Source organism: Primorskyibacter flagellatus (assembly GCF_014638275.1).
Lineage (GTDB): Bacteria > Pseudomonadota > Alphaproteobacteria > Rhodobacterales > Rhodobacteraceae > Pseudooceanicola > Pseudooceanicola flagellatus_A.
This window is the reverse complement of the sequence record NZ_BMFJ01000004.1, coordinates 179,547-203,989: the sequence shown is the minus strand read 5'-3', so window position 1 is coordinate 203,989 and position 24,443 is coordinate 179,547. Positions and strand designations below refer to the sequence as shown.

The following is a 24,443-nucleotide window of genomic DNA, read 5'->3' as shown; positions in this document are numbered from 1 at the left end:
CGCGCTCACAGGATTGCCGTGCCGAGAAGGCGGTAGAACAGCAGATAGGCCCCGCCGATCAGGCACAGCGGCATCAGCACCAGCGCGACCGGCCGGCGCTCTCCCAAGATCAGCAGCGCGCCGACGATCAGCACGACGCTCGCCGCAAGCACACCGACGGTCAGGAACAGCGCCACCGTTACCGCGAACAGCCCCAGAAGCGCGGCTGACGCGATCAGTTCGGACCGTGTGAAAGGCGGCGCGGCATCGGGATCCGGCGCGGCGCGCAGGTTGGACAGCACCAGCAGCAGCGACAGCCCCATGATGAGCGCCATCATCATCTGCGGCACAAGGCGTGGCGACATCATGCCCTCCGGTCCCTCCTCGATCTGGGCCGGGATGATGACCAGAAGCATGGCCGCGCCGAAGACGATCAGAATGACGCCGGACACGATATTGGCGCTACGCATGAGATTCCTCCACCTGGATCGGTTACGGTCCCGCCGTCAGCCGGTCCGCGCTGGCTCCTCTTCCGCGCGGCGGCCCCGATCGAAGCGCAGCGGACCAGATGGCGGGTGATAATAATAGTCGAAAGTATCTTACATCTGATAACCCTGCCTTATCACGGTCAGGGCCGGGCGCCGCGACACGGTCCCAGAGCGTTCCGCCCGCCGCAAGCCATAGCTAAAATTTATAACCCGGCAAGAAGTTCTGAATTTTTTTGATTGCCCTGCCTGCGCTACGCCTCCTGACGAGGAGACAAGGGCAGGGAGGGCCCATCATGACATTTGCCATCAGAAAACTCGCGTATTCCACCTTTGCCGCGGCGGCGCTGTTCGTGCTGCCCGCCACGGCAGACCCTGCGGGAACGTTCCGCTTTGCCGAACAGGCCAAGCTGATCACCATGGATCCGCACAATCACAGCGGCGGCGGCTTTTCCTACCTGCGCCCGGTCTACGAATCCCTGTTCGACCGCAACCCCGACGGCGACATCGTTCCGGTGCTGGCCGACAGCTATCAGGTCGACGGCCGCACGGTGACCATCACCCTCAAGCCCGGCATCACGTTTTCCGACGGCACCGACCTGACGGCGGACCTGGCCGCGCGGAACCTCAACCGTGTGATAGAACTGGGCGTGAACGCCGGCGTGAAGCTGGCCGAGAAAGCCGAGGCAACCGGACCGGACCAGATCACCCTGACCCTGAAGAGCCCCGATCCCTCGATCATCGACGCCCTGTCCGGCACCGCGGGCATGATGGTCAGCGCCGCCGCGCTGGACGACCCGGCGCTGGACCGCAACCCGGTCGGCACGGGACCCTATGTCTACAGCCCCGAAGAGTCCCGCGAAGGCGAACTGCGGGTCTACACCCCCGCCCCCGGCTACCGCGACCCGGAGGCGCAGGGCCTTGCCCGGATCGAGATTTCCGAGATCCCCGACAACACCGCGCGGCTCAACGCGCTGAAGACCGGGCAGGTGGATCTGGCGATCTTCCTGTCTTCCCCGCAGGCCGCGATTGTCGACCGCACGCCGGGGCTCAAGCTGCTGCGCCAGCCTGGCGGCACGACCTATCACCTCTCCGTTCTCGACCGCGAGGGCACGCAGGTGCCCGCCTTCGCCGACCCCCGCGTGCGCATGGCGATGAACTATGCCATCGACCGGGAGGCGTTTTCCAAGGCGGTCGAATTCGGCCTCTCCACCCCGGCCACCCAGCCCTACGCCGAAGGTCTCTGGGCCTACGATCCGGCACTCGAGGGCAGGTATGCCTACGACCTCGACAAGGCGAAGGCCCTGATGCAGGAGGCGGGCTATGCGGAGGGGTTCGAGTTCACCATGCCCTCCATCCCGATCTTCGCCTCCCGGCTCGAGGCGGTGGCGGGGTTCCTCAAGGAAATCAACGTCACGATGAACATCCAGACGGTTGAACCGGGCACCCTGGCGCGGCGCAGCCGGACGACCGACTTCCCCGCGACCAACCTCGTCTGGAACAACGCCATCGATCCGAAATTCGTCACGACCTACTACGTGGCCGAGGACGCGGTGTTCAATCCGTTCAGGATCAAGCCCGACCCGAAGCTGACCGAGCTGAGCGAAGCCGGGCTCGCCATCGCCGACGAAGCCGGCCGCGCGCCGATCTACCGCGAGATGCTCGGTCGCTTGGCGGAGGAGAGCTACATGATCTTCATCACCACGACGCCCATCCTCTTCGGGGCCTCCGACGCGGTGGCGACCAACGAAACGGTGCAGTTCCGGCCCGGAACCGACACGCCGTACTTTGCCGGCATCCGCCTCGGCAACTGACCGGCCCCCGGCGCGAACAGGAAAGAGACCGTCATGCTGAGACTGATCGGACAGCGTCTTCTGGCGATGGTGCCCCTGCTGCTGATCGTCTCGGTCCTGACGTTCTCCTTCACCGCGCTCCTGCCAAGCGACCCGGTCGACCTGATCATCGGCGACCGCGGCTCGGAAGAGCAGTACCAGATGATCCGCGAACGGCTCGGCCTGAACGAGCCGTTCGTGACCCGCTATGTCACCTGGCTGGGACAGGCGGTGCAGGGCGACCTCGGGACCTCGTTCTTCAACTCCGTGCGGGTGACGGACGCGGTGATGCTGCGGATGCCCGCCACCCTGTCGCTGACATTCGCTTCCGTGCTGATCTCGGTGGTCGTCGGACTGGGCGCGGGGGTGGCGGCGGCGCTGCGGCCACGCAGCTGGATCGACCGGCTGGCCACCGTCGGCGCCACCATCGGTCAGGCGGTGCCGAACTTCTGGTTCGGCCTGATCCTCGCTTCGGTCTTCGCCGTGTCGCTGCGCTGGTTCCCCGCCACCGGCTATGTCCGGCTGGCCGAGGATCCGGCGGGCTGGCTGCGCTCCATCACCCTGCCGGCGCTCGCGCTTGGCCTGTCGACCAGCGCGGCCATCGCCCGTCAGGTCCGGTCCGCCATGGTCGGCGTGCTGCAGCAGGACTACATCCGCGCCGCCCGGGCGCAGGGCCTGCCCGCGCGACGGGTGATCTTCCGCCACGCGCTCAAGAACGCGCTGGTGCCCGTCGTAACCGTGCTGTCGTTCCAGATCACCGTGCTGCTCGGCGGCGCGCTGATCGTCGAACAGGTCTTTGCCATCAACGGCATCGGATCGCTTGCCGTGGCCGCCGTCCGCCAGCAGGACATCCCGATGATCCAGGGCATCGTGCTGGTGCTCGTGCTGGTGGTCATGGCGGTGCAACTGGCGACCGATGTGCTCTATGGCCTCATCAACCCGAAGGCCCGTCCGGCATGAAACTTTCCCACGTCCGCCCCTCCACCCTCGCCGTGGTCATCCCCTCGGTCGCGGTGCTTGCGACCCTGCTGATCTGCGCGCTCTTCGCGGAATGGCTGGCGCCCTACGACCCGCTGCAGCAGAACCTGATGGACATGCTGCAGGGTCCCTCCGCCGAACACTGGCTCGGGACCGACGACCTGGGCCGGGACGTGCTGTCGCGGATGATCCACGGCAGCCGCATCGCGGTCATCGCGGCGGCCGAGGCTACCGGGCTGGCGGTGCTGATCGGCGTGCCCGTGGGCCTGTTCATCGGCTACCGCGGCGGATGGTGGGACTGGGTCACCATGCGGCTGGTCGAGGCCATCGTGTCGATCCCCGGCATCATGGTGGCGATCGTCATCATCGCCATTCTCGGCACAGGGCTGCACCGCGCGATGTTCGCGCTTGGCATCCTCTATTCCACCGCCTTCCTGCGCCTCGCCCGCTCCGTCGTGCTGACCGAACGCGAAGAGGTCTACGTCCGCTCCGCCCGCGTCATCGGCGCCTCTCCCTCGCGCATCCTGGTCCGGCACATCTTCCTCAACATCGCGCCGCCGCTGATCGTCCAGGTCACGCTGACCGTCGGTGCGGTGCTGCTGGCCGAGGCGGGGCTGTCCTTCATCGGCATTGGCGTGCAGCCGCCGCAGGCAAGCTGGGGCACCATGCTCAACACCGCCGCCGCCTATATGGAGCTGAACGCCTTCCTCGCCGTGCCGCCCGGACTGGCCATCGTGGCGACGGTGCTCTCGGTCAACCTGCTTGGCGACGTGCTGCGCGACTCCATCGGACGCGGCATCCGCCTGCCCGAGGCCACGCCCGTTCATGTCCCCGCCAGCGCCCCCGCCCGCAGCCGGAGCTCCGAACCGATGACGCCGCGGGCGGACGATGCCCTGCTGGTCGACGGGCTGACGGTCACCGTATCGCCCAAGGGCGGGCAGCCGGTGCCGGTGGTGACCGACATGTCCTTCCGCATCGGTCGGGGCGAAACGCTTGGACTGGTCGGGGAATCCGGGTCGGGCAAAACGGTCACCGGGCTGGCGCTCATGGGGCTGATCGGCGCCGGAGGGCGGATCGCCGGCGGCCGGGTGCTGCTGGACGGGACCGACCTGCTGTCCCTGCCCGCCTCGGGGCTGGAGGCCGCGCGCGGCAGCGACATCGCCATGGTTTTCCAGGACCCGACCACCAGCCTCAACCCCGCCTTTACCGTCGGCAGCCAGATCGCCGAGGTGCTGCGCGTCAAGCAGGGCCTGTCCCGACGCGCCGCCCGCGACCGCACGGTCGAACTGATCGACCGGGTCGGCATTCCCCGCCCCGCCGAACGGGCCGACGCCTATCCGCACGAACTCTCCGGCGGCATGGCGCAGCGGATCGCGATTGCCCGCGCCCTGTCCTGCGGCCCCAAGCTGCTGATCGCGGACGAACCGACCACCGCGCTGGACGTGACCGTGCAGCAGGAGATCCTCGACCTCTTCCGCGATCTGCAGGACGATTTCGGCATGGCCATGCTGTTCGTTACCCACGACCTCGCCGTTGCCGCCGACATCTGCGACCGCATCGCCGTCATGTACTGCGGCGAGATCGTCGAGACCGCGTCCGTCGACCGGCTGTTTTCCCATCCCCGGCACCCCTATACCTCCGGCCTGCTGTCCGCGATGCCGCACGGGGCCAGCGGAACGCCACCCCTTCCGGTCATCCCCGGCACCGTGCCCCCGCCGGGCAGCTGGCCCCCGGGGTGCCGGTTTGCCAGCCGCTGCGCCCATGCCGACGCCGCCTGCGCCGCGCCCGTGCCGCTCACCACGGCTGAGGTCCCCGGCCAGCAGGTGCGCTGCGTGCATGCCGCGGCCCTGACGCTGGAGGCCGCGCAATGACCGACGCCCTGCTCCGGATCGAGGACCTGACCGTCACCTACGGCGGCCGCTCCCTGCTCGGCCTGCGCCGTTCGGGCGTGGATGCGGTGAAGGCCGCCACGCTGACCATCGGCGCGGGCGAAACCCTCGGCCTCGTCGGGGAGTCCGGCTCCGGCAAGTCCTCCATCGCCAACGCCCTGCTTGGACTGGTGCCCGCCAGCGCCGGGCGGATGATGTTCAACAACACCGACCTGGCCGCGCTGCGCGACGGCTATCCGCCCGAGGTCCGGCGGCAGATCCAGGCCGTGTTCCAGGACCCCTATTCCTCTCTCAACCCGTCGATGACCGTCGAACAGATCGTCACCGAGCCGCTGAAGATCCACACCGGTCTCGACCCCGCCGCGCGCCGCGACCGGGCAGAGGACCTGCTGCGGCTCGTCGGCCTGGCCCCGACGCATCTCGGGCGGTATCCCAACGAATTCTCCGGCGGCCAGCGCCAGCGGATCGCCATCGCCGCCGCGCTGGCCCTTCAGCCGAAGCTGATCGTGCTCGACGAACCCGTCAGCGCGCTTGACGTGTCCACCCAGAACCAGATCATCAACCTGCTCTACGAACGGCGCGACGCGACCGGCATGTCCTACCTGCTGATCGCCCACGACCTCGCGCTGGTGCATCACATCTCGGACCGGATCGCCGTCATGTACCTGGGCCATATCGTCGAGGAAGGGCCCGCCGACCGGGTCTACCACGCCCCCGCCCACCCCTATACCCGCGCGCTGCTGGATGCGGTCCCGCTGCTTGATCCCGCGCGGCAGCGGGCGCGCCGGGCCGCCCGGCGCAGCGCCCCCGTCAGCGACCTGCCGCGCGCCGCGACCGGCGGCTGCCCCTACCGCAACCGCTGCCCGCTCGCCATGCCGCGTTGCCGGGCCGAAACCCCGCCCGTCCTGCCGGTGGCCGGCGGCGGCACCGCCCGCTGCTTCCTGGCTGAGTCCGACATCGCCGCACATCCGGCACGCCCCGAAGGAGTCACCGCCCCATGACCATGCCCTGGAGCGCCCGCTGCGACGGCTCCGACCCCGCCGTCACGACAACCCCCCTGCCCGGAGAGGCCGACACCGCCCCGCCGCTGATCCTGCGCCACCCCGCAGACGGCACGGCGCGCGGCATCGTGGTCTTCTGCCACGGTCTCGGCTCCAGCGGCCGCGCCTACGGAGAACTGACGGAGGCCTGGGTCCGCCAGGGCTACGTGGTGATCCACCCGACTTTCGCCGACAGCATATTCGAGGTCGCGAAGACGCATCCCGATCTCGGACTGGATCCGTCCGACGACACCCTTGTCCTGTGGTCCCGCACACGTCCCGCCGCGCGCGAGGCGATGATGCGGATCCTGCACGACCCGGCCTACGGGCTGGATCGCATCCGCATCGTCACGGCGATCCTCGACCGCCTGCCCGACATCCTCGCGACCATCGGCACCGACCCCGCCGGGCTGCCGCTGGCAATCGCGGGCCATTCCTTCGGGGCCTATACCGCGCAGCTCCTCGCCGGGGCCGTGGTGGATCTGCCCGACGGCACCCGCAGTTTCGCGGAGCCGCGCTTCTCGGCCGCCCTCGTGCTCAGCGGACAGGGGCGCGACCAGCAGGGCCTGCGCGAGGGATCGTGGGACGCCATGACCGGCCCCGTGCTGACCGTCACCGGCACCCGCGACGGCGGCGCGAAGGGGCAGGACTGGCACTGGAAGTGCGAACCCTTCGACCTTGCCCCGCCGGGCGGGAAGATGCTGGCGGTGCTGGACGACGCGACCCATTACCTTGGCGGCATGACGCCCGAAGGCTCCGTCGTGCCGCACCAGTTCGACGCGCTCAGGATGGTGACGGCGGCGTTTCTCGACGCGCATCTGGCCAACCGCCCCGGCGCCTGGAACTGGCTCGAACTGATCGAGGACCGGATCGGCGACTGCCCCGTGGTCTTCCGCCGCAAGTAACGCCCGCTACCCGAACTCCGAGGCCACTGCCGCGACCAGCGCCTCCCGGAATGCATTCAGCCCGATCAGCTGCTCCTGCTCCACCAGCGTGAGAAACCCGATCTCGACCGGCGGCAGGTTCAGGAAGGGCGCGTCCAGCGCCACCAGCTGCGTGCCCGCCGCCGGGGTGTTCAGAACCAGCCGGGGGATCACCGCCAGCAGCGGCATCTCCCGCACGATGTTCATCAGGCCGTTCGGATCCGCCGCCACCTCGACCGCGATGCGCGGCTCGGGCAGGCCGTTGTTGCGGAAGGCCGAGGTCAGCCCCATGCGGTTCTTGGAATCCTCCGGCGGCAGGGCCCAGACCGTGTCGCGCAGGTCCTCCGGGGTCAGGTCGCCGCGCCCGGCCAGCGGATGCGACTGCGAACACACGGCGACAAGGTCGGTTTCGTACAGGTGAACGTGGCGCAGGCTGCGCTTCATCTCGCCCGGCACGACCTCCCAGTCGATGCGCCCGACATAGCAGTTGATCTCCCCGTCCCAGAGCGCGCGCGCCATGTCCATTGCCAGCCCGGTCCGCAGGACATAACGCACGCCCGCATCCGCCTCACGCGCGATGCGCAGGGCCGCCGGGATCATGTTGAACATCATGGCCGGATTGGTGCCGACATGCAGCGTCGGCGGCAGGCCCTCGTCCAGTTCCGCCGCAAGCGTGTGGAACGCCGCCAGCCCGGACCGCGCCCGCTGCAGCGCCAGCCGCCCGACCGCCGTCAGCTCCACCCCGCGCACCGATCGGTCGACCAGCACGGCGCCAAGGGCGAACTCCAGATCCTTGACCATCTGCGACACGGCGGGCTGCGTCAGGGAAAGCTGTTCCGCCACCGCGCGCAGCGATCTGTGATCGTTGATAAGCTCCAGCAGGCGCAGGTGACGCAGGCGCAGCCGGTCCAGATGTTGCGGTGAGTGAGTCATAAACCCTGCCTATCACGGTGCAGATTTTTTGAATTTTTTTTATGGATAGCGACCCCGTATGGCAAGAGGGGGTGGAGAGAATTCCGGCCGTTTCACGTCAAGGCAGGAGAACGTGATGAACAGCACTTTCGGCACCGGCCGCGCAGAGGAGGCGCGTCCGGCAGGTCCAGGCACAGCACAGGATACGACCGCAGGCGACGGCGACGGCTTCCGCCCGCTTGCCGGGCTGCGCGTCGTCGATCTCAGCCAGGTTCTGGCCGGTCCCTTCGCGACCTATCAGCTCGCCCTCCTCGGGGCCGAGGTGCTCAAGATCGAAAAGCCGGGGGAAGGCGACTGGACCCGCAACGGCGGGCCGGACATGACGCTTGGCGCGCGGGGCATGGGGCTGAACTTCCTGGCCCACAATGCCGCGAAGAAATCCGTGACGCTCGACCTCAAGGCCCCGGCCGGGCTGGCCGCGCTGCGTCGTCTCATCGCCTCCGCCGACATCTTCGTGGAAAACTTCAAGCCCGGCGTCGCCGACCGCCTCGGCCTCGGGTTCGAGGCGGTGCGGGAGCTGCGGCCCGACATCGTCTACTGCTCTGTCTCCGCCTTCGGGCACGACGGCCCGCTCAGCCCGCGCCCGGCCTATGACCACGTCATACAGGGCATGTGCGGCATCATGCTCACCACCGGCAAGAAGGGCGACGGCCCGACCAAGGTCGGCGCGCCCTATGTCGACTATGCCACCGGCATGAACGCCGCCATGGCGATCATGGCCGGGCTGGCCGAGGTCCGGCGCACCGGCCGTGCGGTCCGGCTCGACGTGGCCATGATGGACACCGCGCTGATGCTCATGGCCTCCCTCGTCACGCAGCACCTCACCGCCGGCTGGCAGCCGTCGCAGAACGGCAACGAGGCATGGAGCCAGAGCCCCTCCTCCGGCGCGTTCCAGACCGCCGACGGGGTGCTCATGCTGGCCGCGAACAACGACCGGCAGTTCCGCCTGCTCTGCGCCGCCACCGGGCGCGACGACATCCTCGCCGACCCGCGCTGGTCCGATCCCGCCACCCGCATGTCCGAAGCCGCCAGCCTGCGGGAGGAACTGGTCGCCCTGTTCATGACCCGCAGCGCGGCGGAATGGGAAACCCTCCTCGACGGCACCGGCGTGCCCGCCGGACGGGTCCGCAGCCTGGACGAGATGGTGGCAGAGGACCAGTTCGCCGCCCGCGACCTGGTGTCCGAGATGTCCCTCGACGGCCACGACGGCCCGGTGCATGTGCCGAACCTGCCGTTCAAGGCCAATGGCGCGAACCTGCACCCCGACACCGCCCCCTCCCTGCTCGGCGCGGATACGGAGGCGGTGCTTGCCGCCGCCGGCCTCGGGCCGGAGGAGATCGCCAGCCTGCGCGCCGCCGGCATCATCTGACAGCGCGCGGCCCCGTCCCGTCCCCGGCCACAGGGGGCGCCCGGACCGCCACAGCAACGGAAACCCGATCCATGAACCAGCAGCCTGACGGGCCTGTCGCCCGCTTCCCCTCCGGTGCCGCCCTCGGCCGGACCGAAGGCGCGCTGAACGTCTGGCGCGGCCTGCCCTACGCCCTGCCCCCCGGCGGCGACCTGCGCTGGCGGCCCCCTGTCCCGGTGCCCGACCGCGCGGACCTGTTCGACGCCACCGCCTTCGGCCTCGCCTGTCCGCAGCCGCTCCGCCGCAGGGGCAGCGTCTACGAATGCCACATCGAGGAGAAGGGCGACGACTGCCTCAACCTCAACATCTGGGCCCCGAAGGACGCCAGCGACCTGCCCGTCTTCGTCTGGATCCACGGCGGCAACCTGCTGCGCGGCGCGGGCAGCGAGGCGCTGACAGACGGCGCGGCCCTGGCCCGGCGCGGACAGGTGGTGGTGACGATCAACTACCGGCTCAACGTGCATGGCTACCTCGCCCATCCCCACCTCTCGGCTGAATCGCCCGACGGCGTCTCGGGCAACTACGGCCTGCTCGACCAGATCGCGGCGCTGCAATGGGTGCAGCGCAACATCGCGGCGGTCGGCGGCGATCCTGATAACGTCACTGTTGCAGGGGAATCCGCCGGGGCGCTCAGCGTCTACTACCTGCTCTGTGCGCCCGCCGCCCGCGGGCTCTTTGCCCGCGCCATCGCCCAGAGCGGGCACATCTGCTCCGCCCAGCACCTGAAGGAAGACCGGCACGGCATGGGCTCCGGGGAAGCCGCGGGCGAAAGGCTGCTCGCCGCGCTCGGCGCCATCTCCATCGACGACCTCAGGCGGCGCGACCCGCAGGAGCTGTCGCTCGCCGCTGACGCCGCCGGGTTCGCCGCGCAGGGGGTGGTCGACGGGCTCATCCTGCCCGACCAGCCGCTCACCCTCTTCCGCACCGGACAGACCGCGCCGGTCCCCCTCCTCGCCGGCTGGAACGCGCGCGAGATCCCGACCCTCGAATTCCTCCGCCCCCCGGTGCCCGCCAGCCCGGCCGAGTACGAACGGATCATCCGCGCCCGCTATGGCGACCTCGCCGACCGGTTCCTCGCCCGCTATCCCGCCGACGACCCGGCGCGCAGCGGCGACGCGGCGGCGGGCGATGCGCTCTTCGGCTGGACCGTGCTGGCCGCCGCCAAGGCACAGGTCGCCAACGGCCGGCCCGCCCATGTCTATTTCTTCGATCACGGCTATCCGGAGGCCGACGCCCGCGACCTGCACGCCTTCCACGCCGCCGAACTGCCCTATGTCTTCGACACCATGCGCCAGTCGCCCCCGGCCTGGCCCAAGGCCCCCGACACCGAAGAAGAGGCCGCGCTGACCCGCATCATCGGCGACTACTGGACCGCCTTCACCCGCGACGGCACCCCGACGGCCGAGGGCGCACCCGACTGGCCGCCCTACGCGGACAGGGGGGCGATCCTGCACATCGCGGACCGGCCGCTGGTCCGCCGCGACCTGTTCCCCGGCATGTACGAGCTGGTGGAAGAGGACTTCGCCCGCCGACGCGCCACCGGCACGACGCCGTGGAACTGGCTGGTCGGCACCGCCGCCCCGCGACCCGCCGGCGCGGACGCACGGACATAGACGCAAGGAGCAGAAAATGACCGATCTGACGGGCCGCGTGGCCCTTGTGACGGGCGCGGGCGGCGGGCTTGGCCGCGACCACGCGCTCCTGCTGGCCCGGCACGGCGCGAAAGTGGCGGTGAACGACCTTGCCCTCGCCCCCGCGCAGGCCGTGGCGGAGGAGATCGCCCAGGCGGGCGGAGAGGCCATCGCGCTGGCCGGATCCGTCGCCGACATGGCGGCGGTCGACACGATGGTGGCCCGCATCACCGACACCTGGGGCCGCATCGACGGGCTGGTGAACAACGCCGGGATCCTGCGCGACAAGTCCTTCGCCAAGATGGACCTCGCCGATTTCCGGCTGGTGATGGACGTGCACGTGATGGGCGCGGTACACTGCTGCAAGGCCGTGTGGCCGATCATGCAGGCTCAGGGGTCCGGCCGTATCGTCATGACGACCTCGTCGTCCGGGCTGTACGGCAACTTCGGGCAATCGAACTACGGGGCGGCCAAGATGGCGCTTGTCGGACTGATGCAGACCCTCGCGCTGGAAGGCGCGCGCTATGACATCCGGGTCAACTGCATCGCGCCGACGGCGGCGACGCAGATGCTCGACGGGCTGCTGCCGCAGCAGGAACTCGACCTCCTGCAACCCGGCTTCGTCAGCCCCGGCGTCGTGGCCCTGCTGGCCGGGGACGCGCCGAACCGCACGATCCTCTGTGCCGGCGCGGGGGCCTTCGCGACCGCCAACATCACCCTGACCGCGGGCGCGGCCATCGGCACCGGGCCGGACACCGCCTCCGCGCTCGCCGCCGCATGGGACAGGGTGACGGACCGCAGCGGCGAAACCGTGCCCGCGTCGGGTGCTGCGCAGGGGGCGCAGGAACTGGCCCATGCCGGATACCGCAGGGAAGGATAACCGCAGGATGCCCGGCCTCAGAACAACGCGCCCCGTCCGCCCCGTTCGCGGCATCGACGATATCCGGGCCATCGAATCCCGCCCCTACGACGAAAACGTCACCGCCCGCACGCTCTATGACCTGCTGCTGGCAACAGCGGAAAGCGTCGGGGACCGCCCTGCCCTCACCGTCCTGCGGTCCCCCGATCCGGACGACGTGGGCACCGCGCTCACCCATGCCGGGCTGCTGGCGCGGGTCACGCAGGCGGCGAACCTGTTCCGCGCGCTCGGGCTCGACCAAGGGTCCGGAGTCGCCGCCTTCCTCACCCCGACCCTGCCCGACCTGCCGCCACTGCTGCTCGGCGCGCAGGTGGCGGGGGTGGCCAGCACGATCAACTACCTGCTCAGCGCCACCGCGATTGCCGATCTGCTGACCGCCGAAGCCGCGACGATCCTGGTGATCCCGGCGCAGCGCCTCGACCCCGACTGCTGGGACAAGGCGCGCGGGCTGCTCTCTGCCGTGCCCTCGCTGCGGCATGTGCTGGTGATCGGCGGCGCGGGCCCCCTGCCCGACCAGCACGCCGCGCTCGACCCCATGCTCGACGCCGCGCGGTCCGATGCGCTCGACTTCCCCGTGACCGCCGGTCGCGATACGGTCTGCGCCCTGTTTCACACCGGGGGCACGACGGGGCGACCCAAGCTGGTGCCGCTGACCCATGGCAACCAGATCCACGCGGCGTTCGGCTTCGGTCAGGTCTTCGGCTATGACGACACCGACACCGTGCTGAACGGCTTCCCCTTCTTCCACGTCGGCGGCACCATGACCGTGGGGCTTTCGGTGCTGGCGGCGGGGGGGCACATGGTGGTGCCCTCGCCCTACGCGCTCCGCCCGCCCGAGGTGATCCGGTCCTACTGGCGGCTGGTCCGCGCCTTCTCCGCCACCGTCGTCAGCGGCGTGCCGACCTCGCTCGCCGCGATGACGACGGCCTTTGAGGACGCCGCCGATGCCGCCTCCGTCCGCATGGCGGTGACCGGCGGGGCGGTGCTGCCCGCCGCCGTCGGCAGCCGGTTCGAACAGACGACCGGCATCCGGGTCTACGAGACCTACGGCATGACCGAAACCGCCGCCGCCATCGCCTTCAACCCGGGTCGCGGCGACCGCCTGCCCGGCAGCGCCGGCCTGCGCGCGCCTTATTCCGAAACCCGCATCGTGCAGGTCTCCGACGCCGCCACGCCCTGCGCCACGGGTGTATCGGGTCTGGTGCAGGTGCGCGGCCCGCAGGTCTTTCCCGGCTATGTCGAACAGGCCCACAACACCGGCGTGCTGCAGGACGGATGGCTCACCACCGGCGATGTCGGGTATCTGCGCGAGGACGGGCGGCTGGTGCTCACCGGGCGCGAAAAGGACCTGATCGTGCGCTCCGGCCACAACATCGACCCCGCCGCGATCGAGGATGTCGCCAACCTTGCCCCCGGGGTCGCGATCAGCGCCGCCGTCGGCATGCCCGACCAGTACGCCGGAGAGGTGCCGGTGCTATTCGTCGTCCCCCGCCCCGGCGCGACCATCGACATCGACGCGCTCTACCGCCACCTCGAGGAGGGGCTGCACGAACCCCCTGCCCGCCCCCGCCGCATCCTCGTGATCGACGCCCTGCCCGTCACCGCCGTCGGCAAGATCTTCAAGCCCGACCTGCGCGACCGGGCAGTGGCCGAGAAGATCCGGCTCGAGGTCCTGCAGCACTGCGGCGACACCGCCCGCGCAGAGGTCACGATCGGCACCGACGACCAGAAGCGCCCCCTCGTCGACATCCGCCTCACCGGCGCGACCCCCGGCACGGCCGCCGCGCTCGCCCGTTCCCTCGACCCGCTGCCGCAGACCTGCCGCATCACCACCGGCTGAGCGGCGTCACATGTGCCGTTCCGGATCCATGCTCTGATGCAGCACCCGGACGACGACCAGCCCCGCCTCCCCCGCGCGGAAGAAGATCACGTGCCGCCCGACAAGGTACTTCCGATAGCGCGGAAACGCCTCCACCGGCAGCCCGCCGCGCGCACCGGAGGCGAGGTTTTCGAAGGCGTCGATGATGTCCCCGGCATAGCTCTCCGCGCGCTCCGGGGACCAGATCCGTGCGGAATAGAGCCAGATCTCCTCAAGATCCCGCTCCGCCGCGGGCGTCAGCAGATAGCGCATCAGCCCTGCTGGCGCATGCGGGCGGCAAAGGCGTCACGGTCGAACGGCACCGCCGCGCCCGACGCCTCCCCCTCCTCCAGCGCCAGGCCAAGCGCACGCACACGGGCCTCCCGCTCTTCCAGCAGGCGCAGCCCGGCGCGCACCACGTCGCTGGCGGAACCGTACCGGCCCGACCGGACCTGCGATTCGATGAAATCGGTGAAATGCTGTCCGACGGACATGGACGTGTTCTTGGCCATGAGGACCTCCTGCCCGGACTCTATACCAATATCCGGTACTTTTCAATATTTAGACCCGGATCCGCCTTGATATGCCATCGGAATTATCCACAAGATGTGGAAAACTCTTGCGCGACTCCCGGCAACGGGACAATAGTCACGGAAAGGCGCAGGAAAACGCCAAGAACCGTGAACACGGACAGAGGGCAGAACACATGGGCACCGGCCATCCGCAGGAAGACCTGAATCAGGTCATCCGTCAACATTCCGAATGGCTGGCCACGCAGCTGCATGCGCAGCGCGAATCCCTGTTCCCCCCCGACGCCGCAAAGGCCATGCGGACCTTCAGTTCCGGCGAGGCCGCGGCGCTGCTCGGCGTGAACGACAGCTACCTGCGCAAGCTGCATCTGGACGGCAAGGGCCCCTCTCCAGAAGTCTCTCCGGGCAATCGCAGACACTATTCCGCGCAGGATATCCAGGACCTCCGCCAGCTGCTGGAAAAGACCGCCCGCCGCCCCGGAGACTACATCCCCGGCCGTCGCGACGGCGACCGGATGCAGATCATCGGCGTGATGAACTTCAAGGGCGGCTCCGGCAAGACGACGACCTCGGCGCATCTGGCCCAGTACCTCGCGCTCGCCGGGTACCGTGTGCTCGCCATCGACCTCGATCCGCAGGCCTCCCTGACCGCGCTGCACGGCGTCCAGCCGGAATTCGACCTCGAGGACGGCGGCACGCTCTACGACGCCATCCGCTACGAGGATCCGGTGCCGATCGCTGAGGTCATCCGCAAGACCTACATCCCCAATCTCGACCTCATCCCCGGCAACCTCGAACTGATGGAGTTCGAACACGAAACCCCCCGCGCCCTCGCCCAGGGCCATGCGGGGCTGTTCTTCTTCCGGGTGAAAGAGGCTCTGAATCAGGTGGATTCGGACTATGACGTGGTGGTCATCGACTGCCCGCCGCAGCTCGGCTTCCTCACCATGTCGGCGCTCTCGGCGGCAACGGGCGTTCTGGTAACCATTCATCCGGAAATGCTTGATGTGATGTCGATGAGCCAGTTCCTCAGGATGACCGCCGACCTGATGGACGTGATTGCCGACAGCGGCGCCGACATGAGCCATGACTGGATGCGCTACCTGCTGACCAGATACGAACCGACCGACGCGCCGCAGAACCGCATCGTGGCCTTCCTGCGCACCATGTACGGCGACAAGGTGCTGAACGCGACGATGCTGAAATCCACGGCGATCTCGGACGCGGGGCTGACGAAACAGACCCTGTACGAGGTCGAACGCAGCGCCTTCACCCGGTCCACCTACGACCGGGCCATCGAAAGCCTGAACGCCGTGAACCACGAAATTGCGGCTCTGATCCAGGGGACCTGGGGCCGCTGACCGGAAGGAGGCACGCATGAGCGATACCAAGAAACGCCGGATGACGATGCTGGACGGCCTCGCCGCCGCCGGAGTGCCCGCCCCGCAGACATCGATGATGACCACCAACCGCGCGCTGCGGTCCGCCCGCGACGCGGTGGACAGTCACCATGTCTGGGACCTCGATCCCGACATGATCGACGACACGCGCATCGGCGACCGGCTCGACCCGACCGATGTGGCCGAACTGCGCGACGCGATCGACGCCAACGGCCAGGCGGTGCCGATCCTCGTCCGGCGCAAACCCGGCGATCCCGACCGCTATCTCCTCGTCTACGGCCGCCGCCGGCTCGAGGCGATCCGCGCCTCCGACAAGGTCAGCAAAGTGCGCGCGCTGGTCGCCAACCTTGACGACGACGCCGCCGTCCGCTCCCAGATTTCCGAGAACATGGCGCGGCGCGACCTCTCCTACATCGAAAAAGCCGTTTTTTCTCAACAGCTTGTTGAAAACGGCTTCGGCAACCAGTCGCAGGTGGCCGAGGTCCTGACAGTCACCAAGTCCTCCGTTTCCATGGCGCTGGCCATTGCCGACGCCATCGGCCCCGACCTTGCCCGCGCCATCGGCCCGGCGCACGGGATCGGCCGCCCCAGATGGGAACTGCTGGCCAACCGCATCGAACAGACCGGCGCCGATCGCGAAAAGCTCGCCGCGATTGCAGAAGATGTGCACACCAGGGCCCAGGTCGCCGACATCCGCGGCGAACCGGCCGCAGAGGACGACACCTCCGTCCGCGCCTTCGAGGCGGTGCTCAGCGCCGTCGGAAAGGCCCCTGCCCCGCGCGACCCCGACACCGACCGCCCGCGCCGCACGCCGCCGCGCACGCTGGTCATTGACGGGCAGAAGGCCGGGACGGTGAAACGGACGACCAAGGGGCTGACAATCAGTCTCGAACAAGGCGAATTCGCCGATTGGATCGAAGCCGAAGCGGCGGATCTGATCGCGGATCTTCACGCACGCTGGACACGGCGCGCGGAAGACTGAGGAAGAGCAGCAACAGAAAAAAAGGAGGCACGAGCCGGCAAAAGAAAAGGTCCCGCAAAGACGGCGCTTCACGAGACCCAGACTTGTTTTTCGCACTCTCAGGTTAGTGGTCAGACACCGTCCCCGCAAGTCATTAGTGATTCGCGGACCGAATTTTTTTGTCCCCGTGACAGCCAGCATGACCTACATCCCACAGGTGCCGTTCCGGCGCCCGACCAACTGTGCCCGGACCATGGCTCCGCGCACTCCGAAACCGCAGGCCGGGACCACCGCGGACAAGTGGCAGGTCCTGCGCGACCTTGTCACCGGACGCGCCGCGCTTGGCCTCTCGGACCGCGACCTCGCGGTGCTTCAGGCATTGCTCAGCTTCCATCCGCCGCAGATGCTCGACGCCGGCAGCGATCTGGTGGTCTTCCCCTCCAACGCATCGATCTGCGACCGGCTGAACGGCATGCCCTGCTCCACCATGCGCCGCCACCTCGCCCGGCTGGTGGACGCCGGTGTCCTCATCCGTCGCGACAGCCCGAACGGCAAACGCTACGCCCGCCGCTACGGCGGCAACCGGGTGGCCTACGGCTTCGACCTCTCCGCCCTCCTCGCCCGTGCCGGTGAATTCGCCATGCTCGCCGATCAGGCCCGCGAAGAGGCGGACCGGATCAGGGCCCTGCGCGAACGCGTCAGCCTCATGCGCCGCGACCTCGCCGCCTATGTCGAGGACGGTCGGCTTCATGCCCCTGACCGCGCCAACTGGGACGCCCTCTCCGACCTCGCGATCCTCACCGCCCGCGCCCTCCGCCGGAAACTGGACCTGCCCGCGCTCGAGAGGATGGAAGAGGCTCTGATTGCCGCGATAGAGCCGATGATCCCCTGCGCCGGCCCGGTCGAAACGGAAGAACTGAGCACCAGTGACGCCCCGATTGAGCAGCACCAACATAAGACAGATATAGACTCTTTTGTTAAGAAAGAGCCCCCCGTCCCGCTTGCGCCGAACTCCGACGGCATCTCCCTCCACGACGTTCTGGACCGATGCAGTGAAATCCAGGTCTACGCACCTGAGCCGATCAGGACCTGGGAAGGGCTGTTCAGAGCTGCCGAAACCATCGCCCCGATGACCGGCATCGCCCTTCCGGTCTGGGAAGAAGCCAAGCTCAGGCTGGGCGTGAGAGAGGCAAGCATTGCCCTTGCCATCATGCTGGAGAGATACCGCGAGGTCCGCTCACCCAGTGCCTACATGCGGGCTTTGGGTCTGAAGGCACTGGCCGGAACCTACCGCCCGGCCCGGATTTCGTACCCATCCGAAAAACACGCGGCGTAAAGTTCACAGCTGTGAACCCGCTCGCAATCTCAGTCCGAAATCGGCCCCGGATGATGACACGCAACCAACCCTCCGCCCGGCTCCTTCGCCAGAGCAGGCGCTTCCGTCCGGCAGATCGCGGTGGCTTTGGGACAGCGGGTATGGAACCGGCACCCCGGCGGCGGATTGATCGGCGACGGCAGATCCCCGGTCAGAACGATGCGTTTCCGGGTGCGCTCCGTCCTCGGATCCGGCCTCGGAATCGCGGAGATCAGGGATTGGGTGTAGGGATGCTGCGGCGCGCTGAACAGGATGTCGACCGGGGCCATCTCCACGATCCGGCCAAGGTACATCACCGCGACCCTGCGGGAGATATGGCGCACAACACCGAGGTCGTGGGCAATGAAGAGATAGGCGCAGCCGACCTCACCCTGCAGTTCCTCCAGCAGGTTCAGCACCCCGGCCTGAATCGATACGTCGAGGGCGGAGACAGGTTCGTCCAGCACGATCAGCTTGGGGTTCAGAGACAGGGCACGGGCGATGCCGATCCGCTGGCGCTGACCACCGGAGAGTTCGTGCGGGTAGCGTTTCGCGGTGTCAGCAGGCAGGCGGACCATGTCGATGAGTCCGGCGATCCGCTTCTTCAGTTCCGTCCGGCCAAGACCGAGGAGGCGCATGCCTTCGGCCAGGATCTGCTCGACGCTCATCCGGGGATGCAGCGAGGCCATGGGGTCCTGAAAGACGATCTGCATGTCCCGGCGCAGCTGGCGGAGGGCCTGCGGGTCGGCGGCGGTCACGTCCCGGCCGCCCAGCATCACCTGTCCGGAGGTGGGTTCGATCAACCTCAGGATGGACCGGCCGAGGGTGGATTTTCCGCAGCCGGACTCACCGACCAGACCGAAGGTTTCGCCGGGGGCGATGTCGAAGGAAATACCGGAGACAGCCTGCACCGACCCGACCTCGCGGCCGAGGAGACCGCCGCGCAGGGGGAAGGACTTGGTCAGGTCCCGGACGCTGAGCACGGGGTCGGTCATGCCGGGTCTCCTTCCAGGAAGCGAGCGACGAGGCCGGCCTGCGGGTCCATCATGGCGCGGCCCGGGACGGTTCGGGCTCCGGCCTGCTGCGCGGCTTTCAGGAAGGGCGTGAGGGCGGGGGTCATGACGACCTCGGCCGCGACCTCTCCGCCGCTATCGGGGAAGGGCAGGGGGTCGCCGTCGCGCATGCCGAGGGAGGTGCCGTTGATGCGGAGGGTGGCCTTGGGGTCGTCGCCGGACCGGACGGTGCAGCCGTTGGCGCCGGGCCAGGCGGAGATGGCCGCGGCTAGGTCGTCGGCCTTGGCGGTGTCGCGGTTGCGGATGGTCAGGCTGGCGGCCCCTGCGCCGGCGATGGCGAATGCGATGGCGCGGGCGACCCCTCCGGCCCCGGCGAGGGCGACACGGTGACCGGCGGGGTCGATGCCCTGCGCCTGCAGACCGGCGAGGAAACCGGCACCGTCGACGTTATGGCCGGTGAGCGTGCCGTCGTCGTTCCGGCGGAGGAAATTGACCGCGCCGGTCAGCCGGGCGGCTTCGGTAAGGTGGTCGAGCAGGGGCACGACGGCGACCTTGTGTGGAATGGTGATGCCGCTGCCCGTCACGTTCGCGGTGCGCCGGATCAGGTCGAGGGTGGCGGAGAGATCGGGGGGGCGCACATGCAGGGGCACCGTCACCAGATCGAGGCCGAGTCGGGTCCAGGCAGTATTCAGAACGGACGTTCCGATTACATGACTGATCGGATCGCCGAGGATGAACATCACGCGGGTTTTTCCGGTGACCAGAAGCGGGGCAGGGGAGAGGCCGGTCATCCGGCTGCCCCCGCCGGGACGAGGGGGAAATGACAGGCGCAGCGCGATCCTCCGGCCGGGCGGAGGTCCGGGTCGTCGGTCCGGCATGGCGCGGCGGCGCGCGGGCAGCGCGGATGGAAGGAGCAGCCGGGCGGCCGTCCAAAGATCGAGGGCGGGGTGCCGTCGATCTGGCGCAGCTGCCCGCCGCCGTCGATGGTCGGAACCGCGCCGATCAGACCGGCGGTATAGGGGTGGGCGGTGTCGTAGAAGATCGCGTCCGTCGGCCCGCGTTCGACGATCCGGCCGCCATACATCACGGCGATGCGGTCGGCGATGCCCGCCACCACGCCGAGGTCGTGGGTGATCATGACCAGCCCGATGCCGAGATCGCGCCGAAGGTCGGCCAGCAGGTCGAGGATCTGCGCCTGCACCGTCACGTCGAGCGCGGTTGTCGGTTCGTCGGCGATCACGAGCTCCGGCCGGTTGGCGAGCGCCATGGCGATCATCGCACGCTGCCGCATCCCGCCGGAGAATTCGTGCGGATACTGGTGCACGCGGCGTTCGGGCTGGGGAATGGCGACCATTTCGAAAAGGTCGACCGCCTCTTTCAGCGCGGCCCTGCGGGAGACGGTGCGGTCGTGCAGGCGGATCGCCTCGGCAATCTGGTCGCCGATGCGGAGCACCGGGTTGAAGGCCGACAGCGGGTCCTGAAAGATGCAGCCGATGGCCTTGCCGCGGATCCGGCGGATGCGGGCGGGGGCCATGCCGATCAGCTCCTCTCCGCGGAACTTCGCGCTGCCGGTGACGCGCGCGCCCTTGGGCAGAAGCTGCAGGAAGGCCATCATGGCGATGGATTTTCCGGAGCCGCTTTCACCGACGATCCCGAGCACTTCGCCCGGATTGACGGAGAGATCGACGCCGCGCAGCGCCTCGGCCCGGACGCCGTCGGCGTTCTGGAATTCGATCCTGAGATCGCGGAGGTCGAGCAGGGGCGCGGTCATCCCGATCTCCGGTCGAAGAGGTCGCGCAGGCCGTCGCCCAGGAAGGATGTCGCCAGCACGACCGACAGGATGGCCATGCCGGGGCCGAAGGCGATCCACCATTCGTAGAACCGCGTCGCCCCTTCGGAGATCATGCTGCCCCATTCCGGCGCGGGCGGGGTCGCGCCAAGGCCGATGAACGACAGGGAGGCGGCGAGCAGGATCACCTGTCCGAAATCCATCGTCGCGTTGATGAGCGTCGGCGTCCAGCAGAGCGGCAGGATATGCACGCGCAGGACCCGCAGGCCGCGGGCGCCGCCGGCCACCGCGGCCTCCACATGTTCGCGTTCGCGGACCTCGAGCACCTGGGCGCGCATGAGGCGGGCGTAGATCGGCCACCAGACGATGACCATGGCGATGGAGGCGTTGGCGAGCCCCGGTCCGAGCATCGCCGCAACCGCCATGGCCAGCAGGATCGGCGGGAAGGCCAGGGTGACGTCGACAAGGCGCATGACGATGGAATCCGTCCAGCCGCCGTAGAAGCCGGAGAGCGCCCCGAGGACCGAGCCGAGCGCCACCGCACAGGCCACCACGACCGTGGCGATCGGGATCGACCAGACCGCGCCGCGCAGGGTGCGGGCGAACACGTCGCGGCCAAGCGCATCGGTGCCGAGCCAGTGGTCGGGGGAGGGGGGCTGGAGCCGCCGTCCGACCATGGCCAGCGGATCGGCAATCGGCCAGAGATGCACGGTCAGCACGGTGATCGCCCAGAACAGCAGGATCAGCGCCCCGATCCGCGCGGTCGGCGGCAGGCGGCGCAGCGTGCGCCAGACCGCTTTGGCCCGGGACAGGCTGGCGCGGGGTGCGGCGGCGGGGGTCCGGGTCACATCCGCCACCTAGTGCACCTTGATCCGGGGGTTGGCCCAGGCATAGGCGATGTCGGTCAGCAGGTTGGCCAGCAGGAAGGCGACGGAGCCGACGATGGTGACCCCGCCGATCGCGGGATAGTCGAGGGAGGCGGCGGCGCGCACGGCGTAAGAGCCGATGCCGGGCCAGGAGAAGATCGCCTCGGTCAGGACGGCGCCGGTGATGAGATAGGCGAAGGTGAAGCCGAGGATCGTCAGCAGCGGGATCATCGCGTTCGGCAGGGCGTGTTTCACCAGCACGGTGCGTTCCGGCGCCCCCTTGGCGCGGGCGGTGCGGGCATAGTCGAGCGAGAGGCCTTCGATCAGGGAGGAGCGGACGAGCCGGGTGATGACCCCCGTCACTGCCCAGCCCAGCACGAACGCGGGCAGCGCGAGGTGCGACAGGGCCTGCAGGAAGAGCGGGATATTCCCGGCGATCAGTGCGTCGACGGTGTAGAAGCCGGTGACGTCGGGCGGCGCGGTCACGCGGGGCGGCAGGCGGCCGGTGCCGGGCACGAAGGAGATGCGGACCGAGAACAGGTAGAGCAGGATCAGCCCGGACCAGAAGATCGGCAGTGACGATCCGATCAGGGCGAAGATGCGGGCGACGCTGTCGAACAGCGTGCCGCGGAAGCGGGCGGAGAGCAGGCCGAGCGCGAGCCCCATGACGGTGCCGATGATCATCGCGGCCACCACCAGTTCCAGCGTGGCGGGCAGGCGTTCGGCAATGTCGGTCGCGACGGGGCGGCGGGTCGAGAAGGAGGTGCCCAGATCGCCCTGCACCAGGTTGCCGAGGTAGATCACGTAGCGGACGGGCAGGGGCTGATCCAGGCCCCACTGTGCCTTGACCGCGTTGACGATGTCCGGGTTCGACATCATCCGTTCGGGAACAAGGGCGGCCAGCGGGTCGCCCTTGGTCATCTGTGACAGCAGGAAAGAGACGCTCGCCACCCCAAGCAGCAGGAAGGGGATCATGATCAGCCGTCTCAGGATATAGGCGAGCATCCGTGGTTATTTCCGCGTGATTTCCGCCAGCGGCAGGTTGCAGCAGGCGGAGTAGCGCACGCCTTCGATGTCGTTGCGGTAGGCCAGCACGAGGTTCGGAGAGACCAGCGGGAGGATGATCGCATCCTTCATCATCTCTTCGCCGAGCGCGGTATAGGCGGCCTCGGACTCCGCGCCGGAGGTGGCGAGGGCCTTGGCGTAGAGATCCGCCTCGGCCGGGTTCACGACCAGCTCGGGCTTGCCGACGGATGCGCGGCCGACCCAGGGGAAGCCTTCGATCATCGCGAAATAGGCGATATACTGGCCCGACCCGTAGTAGTCCGGCGCGTAGTAGATCGCCGTCACAGGCCATTCGCCCGCGCCGAGTTCATCGCGCCAGACCGCCCAGGTCAGCGGCTTGAGTTCGAGTTCGACACCAACCGCGGCGAAGTCCTGCTGGACCTTCTGCATCATGATGTTGAAGTCGACCCCGTAGATGTTGTCGTTCGGGTAGCCGGCGGTGAGCTTGAGCCCCTCGGCCCCGGCGGCGGCGAGCATTTCCTTCGCCTTTTCCACGTCCTGTTCGCGCGGCGTCAGGCCGGACGTACCGGGGAAGCCGTTCGGGATCGGCGCGGCCTGCTTGGCCCCGTTGCCGCCGACGGTGAAGTCGAGCATCCCGTCGTAGTCGATGGCGAGCGCGAGCGCCTGCCGGACCTCGGGGGTGAGGACCTCTTCCATGCCCTTCGCACCGGGGATGAAGCCGATGTAGACGAAGTTGAAGGACGGCACGATTTCGGTCGTCACGTCACCGGAGCGGATGGATTTGGCCGTGTCAGGGTCGATCTGCATCGCGATGTCGACCTGTCCGGTCTCCAGCGCCTGCGCCTGGCTGACGGCGTCCTGGATCTGGGTCACGACCACCTCGGAGAAGGCGGGTGCGGTGCCCCAGTAGGCGTCGTTCTTCGCCAGCCGCAGCTCTGCCTCCGGCGAGTACGAGGCGAGGGTGAAGGGACCGGAGCCGGCGGAGTTGGCGAGGAACCAGGGTTCGGACTTGTCCGCCTCTGCCGCGTCCTCACCGGCCATGGCGCCGTTGGCTTCGGCCACCTCGGCGTTGATGATGCCGGCATAGGGGGCGGAGACCTTGTTCAGGAATTCGGCATTCGGCGCCTCGACCGTGAACTTCACCGTCTTCGCGTCGACCGCCTCCGCGCCCGTGAGCCCGTCCATCAGGAAGGAGGGCGAGCCCTTGAGGTTCTTGAGCCGTTCGAAGGTCCAGACCACGTCCGAGGCTTCGACTGGGGAGCCGTCGGCAAAGGTCGCGTCCTTGAGCGCGAAGGTGAATTCGGTGAAGTCGTCGTTGACCTCCCAGCTCTCCGCGAGGTTCGGCACCAGCGTCTTGTTGTCCGCGTCGAGCGTCACCAGCGTCTCGTAGACCGCGGTCAGGTAGAACTGGCAGGTGTCGCAGAAGGCGCGGCTCGGGTCGAGAGAATTGACGTCCATGGAGCGCGCGATGACCAGCGTATCGCTGTCCTGGGCGAGGGCGGGCGCCGCGGTGATCGCGGTTCCGGCCAGCAGAAGGGCGGAAAGCCCCTGCTTCAGACTGAAGTGTTTCATGATCGGGTTCCCTGTTGG

At 68.6% G+C, this 24,443-nt stretch carries 22 protein-coding genes; 12 read left to right on the top strand and 10 right to left on the bottom strand.

Going from position 1 to position 24,443, the window contains the following annotated elements; genetic code table 11:
* Positions 1-5: 5 nt before the first annotated feature.
* Complete coding sequence (locus IEV87_RS21580) at positions 6-449, bottom strand: tripartite tricarboxylate transporter TctB family protein (protein WP_188479797.1); 444 nt, start codon at positions 447-449, stop codon at positions 6-8.
* A gap of 311 nt (positions 450-760) precedes the next feature.
* On the opposite strand from IEV87_RS21580, the gene IEV87_RS21575 reads away from it, so the two are divergent.
* The 5 genes from IEV87_RS21575 to IEV87_RS21555 are packed head-to-tail and all read left to right on the top strand — an operon-like array spanning position 761 to position 7,108.
* Complete coding sequence (locus IEV87_RS21575) at positions 761-2,278, top strand: ABC transporter substrate-binding protein (protein WP_188479796.1); 1,518 nt, start codon at positions 761-763, stop codon at positions 2,276-2,278.
* A gap of 33 nt (positions 2,279-2,311) precedes the next feature.
* Positions 2,312-3,256: an ABC transporter permease gene (locus IEV87_RS21570; RefSeq protein WP_188479795.1), complete on the top strand. Its 945-nt coding sequence runs from the start codon at positions 2,312-2,314 to the stop codon at positions 3,254-3,256.
* A complete protein-coding gene (locus tag IEV87_RS21565) occupies positions 3,253-5,145 on the top strand; it encodes a dipeptide/oligopeptide/nickel ABC transporter permease/ATP-binding protein (protein ID WP_188479794.1) in 1,893 nt (630 codons plus the stop codon). Before IEV87_RS21570 ends, IEV87_RS21565 begins: the two co-directional genes overlap by 4 nt.
* Positions 5,142-6,164 carry an oligopeptide/dipeptide ABC transporter ATP-binding protein gene (locus tag IEV87_RS21560; protein WP_188479793.1) on the top strand — a complete coding sequence of 341 codons (1,023 nt, stop codon included), beginning with the start codon at positions 5,142-5,144 and terminating at the stop codon, positions 6,162-6,164. The genes IEV87_RS21565 and IEV87_RS21560 overlap by 4 nt, the downstream gene beginning before the upstream one ends.
* Positions 6,161-7,108 carry an alpha/beta hydrolase family protein gene (locus IEV87_RS21555; protein WP_188479792.1) on the top strand — a complete coding sequence of 316 codons (948 nt, stop codon included), beginning with the start codon at positions 6,161-6,163 and terminating at the stop codon, positions 7,106-7,108. Before IEV87_RS21560 ends, IEV87_RS21555 begins: the two co-directional genes overlap by 4 nt.
* Positions 7,109-7,114: 6 nt before the next feature.
* Here IEV87_RS21555 and IEV87_RS21550 read toward each other — a convergent pair whose 3' ends face one another.
* Positions 7,115-8,059 (bottom strand): LysR substrate-binding domain-containing protein, encoded by a 945-nt coding sequence (locus tag IEV87_RS21550; protein ID WP_188479791.1) that lies wholly within the window; start codon positions 8,057-8,059, stop codon positions 7,115-7,117.
* A 115-nt stretch (positions 8,060-8,174) separates the two neighbouring features.
* Here IEV87_RS21550 and IEV87_RS21545 point away from each other — a divergent pair, with 115 nt between their 5' ends.
* The 4 genes from IEV87_RS21545 (at position 8,175) to IEV87_RS21530 (ending at position 13,896) form a co-directional block, all read left to right on the top strand.
* Positions 8,175-9,467 (top strand): CaiB/BaiF CoA transferase family protein, encoded by a 1,293-nt coding sequence (locus tag IEV87_RS21545; RefSeq protein WP_188479790.1) that lies wholly within the window; start codon positions 8,175-8,177, stop codon positions 9,465-9,467.
* 71 nt (positions 9,468-9,538) lie between these two features.
* Positions 9,539-11,119, top strand: coding sequence for a carboxylesterase/lipase family protein (locus tag IEV87_RS21540; protein ID WP_188479789.1), 1,581 nt, complete (start codon positions 9,539-9,541; stop codon positions 11,117-11,119).
* Positions 11,120-11,135: 16 nt separating this feature from the next.
* Entirely contained in the window at positions 11,136-12,017 is an 882-nt protein-coding gene (locus IEV87_RS21535; protein WP_188479788.1) for an SDR family NAD(P)-dependent oxidoreductase, read from the top strand.
* A gap of 7 nt (positions 12,018-12,024) precedes the next feature.
* Positions 12,025-13,896, top strand: coding sequence for an AMP-binding protein (locus tag IEV87_RS21530; protein WP_188479787.1), 1,872 nt, complete (start codon positions 12,025-12,027; stop codon positions 13,894-13,896).
* A gap of 6 nt (positions 13,897-13,902) precedes the next feature.
* Here IEV87_RS21530 and IEV87_RS21525 read toward each other — a convergent pair whose 3' ends face one another.
* Positions 13,903-14,187, bottom strand: coding sequence for a type II toxin-antitoxin system RelE/ParE family toxin (locus IEV87_RS21525; protein ID WP_188479786.1), 285 nt, complete (start codon positions 14,185-14,187; stop codon positions 13,903-13,905).
* Positions 14,187-14,426, bottom strand: a complete 240-nt coding sequence (locus tag IEV87_RS21520) for a type II toxin-antitoxin system ParD family antitoxin (protein WP_188479785.1) — start codon at positions 14,424-14,426, stop codon at positions 14,187-14,189. The genes IEV87_RS21525 and IEV87_RS21520 overlap by 1 nt, the downstream gene beginning before the upstream one ends.
* A gap of 194 nt (positions 14,427-14,620) precedes the next feature.
* Here IEV87_RS21520 and repA point away from each other — a divergent pair, with 194 nt between their 5' ends.
* From repA to repC, 3 genes are all read left to right on the top strand, one after another.
* Positions 14,621-15,805, top strand: coding sequence for a plasmid partitioning protein RepA (repA, locus tag IEV87_RS21515; RefSeq protein WP_188479784.1), 1,185 nt, complete (start codon positions 14,621-14,623; stop codon positions 15,803-15,805).
* Positions 15,806-15,821: 16 nt separating this feature from the next.
* Entirely contained in the window at positions 15,822-16,826 is a 1,005-nt protein-coding gene (gene repB, locus IEV87_RS21510; protein WP_188479783.1) for a plasmid partitioning protein RepB, read from the top strand.
* Positions 16,827-17,004: 178 nt separating this feature from the next.
* A complete protein-coding gene (gene repC / locus IEV87_RS21505; protein ID WP_188479782.1) occupies positions 17,005-18,141 on the top strand; it encodes a plasmid replication protein RepC in 1,137 nt (378 codons plus the stop codon).
* Between the two features lie 29 nt (positions 18,142-18,170).
* Here repC and IEV87_RS21500 read toward each other — a convergent pair whose 3' ends face one another.
* From IEV87_RS21500 to IEV87_RS21475, 6 genes are read right to left on the bottom strand one after another with little or no spacing between them, the layout of a single operon-like run.
* The gene (locus IEV87_RS21500; RefSeq protein ID WP_188479781.1) at positions 18,171-19,154 is read right to left on the bottom strand and encodes an ABC transporter ATP-binding protein; all 984 of its coding nucleotides are present in this window, start codon (positions 19,152-19,154) and stop codon (positions 18,171-18,173) included.
* On the bottom strand, positions 19,151-19,963 hold the full coding sequence (locus IEV87_RS21495) for a shikimate dehydrogenase family protein (protein WP_188479780.1): 813 nt from the start codon (positions 19,961-19,963) through the stop codon (positions 19,151-19,153). The genes IEV87_RS21500 and IEV87_RS21495 overlap by 4 nt, the downstream gene beginning before the upstream one ends.
* Positions 19,960-20,943, bottom strand: coding sequence for an ABC transporter ATP-binding protein (locus IEV87_RS21490; RefSeq protein WP_229737766.1), 984 nt, complete (start codon positions 20,941-20,943; stop codon positions 19,960-19,962). The genes IEV87_RS21495 and IEV87_RS21490 overlap by 4 nt, the downstream gene beginning before the upstream one ends.
* Entirely contained in the window at positions 20,940-21,809 is an 870-nt protein-coding gene (locus tag IEV87_RS21485) for an ABC transporter permease (protein WP_229737764.1), read from the bottom strand. The genes IEV87_RS21490 and IEV87_RS21485 overlap by 4 nt, the downstream gene beginning before the upstream one ends.
* A 9-nt stretch (positions 21,810-21,818) precedes the next feature.
* Entirely contained in the window at positions 21,819-22,832 is a 1,014-nt protein-coding gene (locus IEV87_RS21480; protein WP_188479778.1) for an ABC transporter permease, read from the bottom strand.
* Positions 22,833-22,838: 6 nt separating this feature from the next.
* Positions 22,839-24,425, bottom strand: a complete 1,587-nt coding sequence (locus IEV87_RS21475) for an ABC transporter substrate-binding protein (RefSeq protein WP_188479777.1) — start codon at positions 24,423-24,425, stop codon at positions 22,839-22,841.
* Positions 24,426-24,443 lie beyond the last annotated feature (18 nt).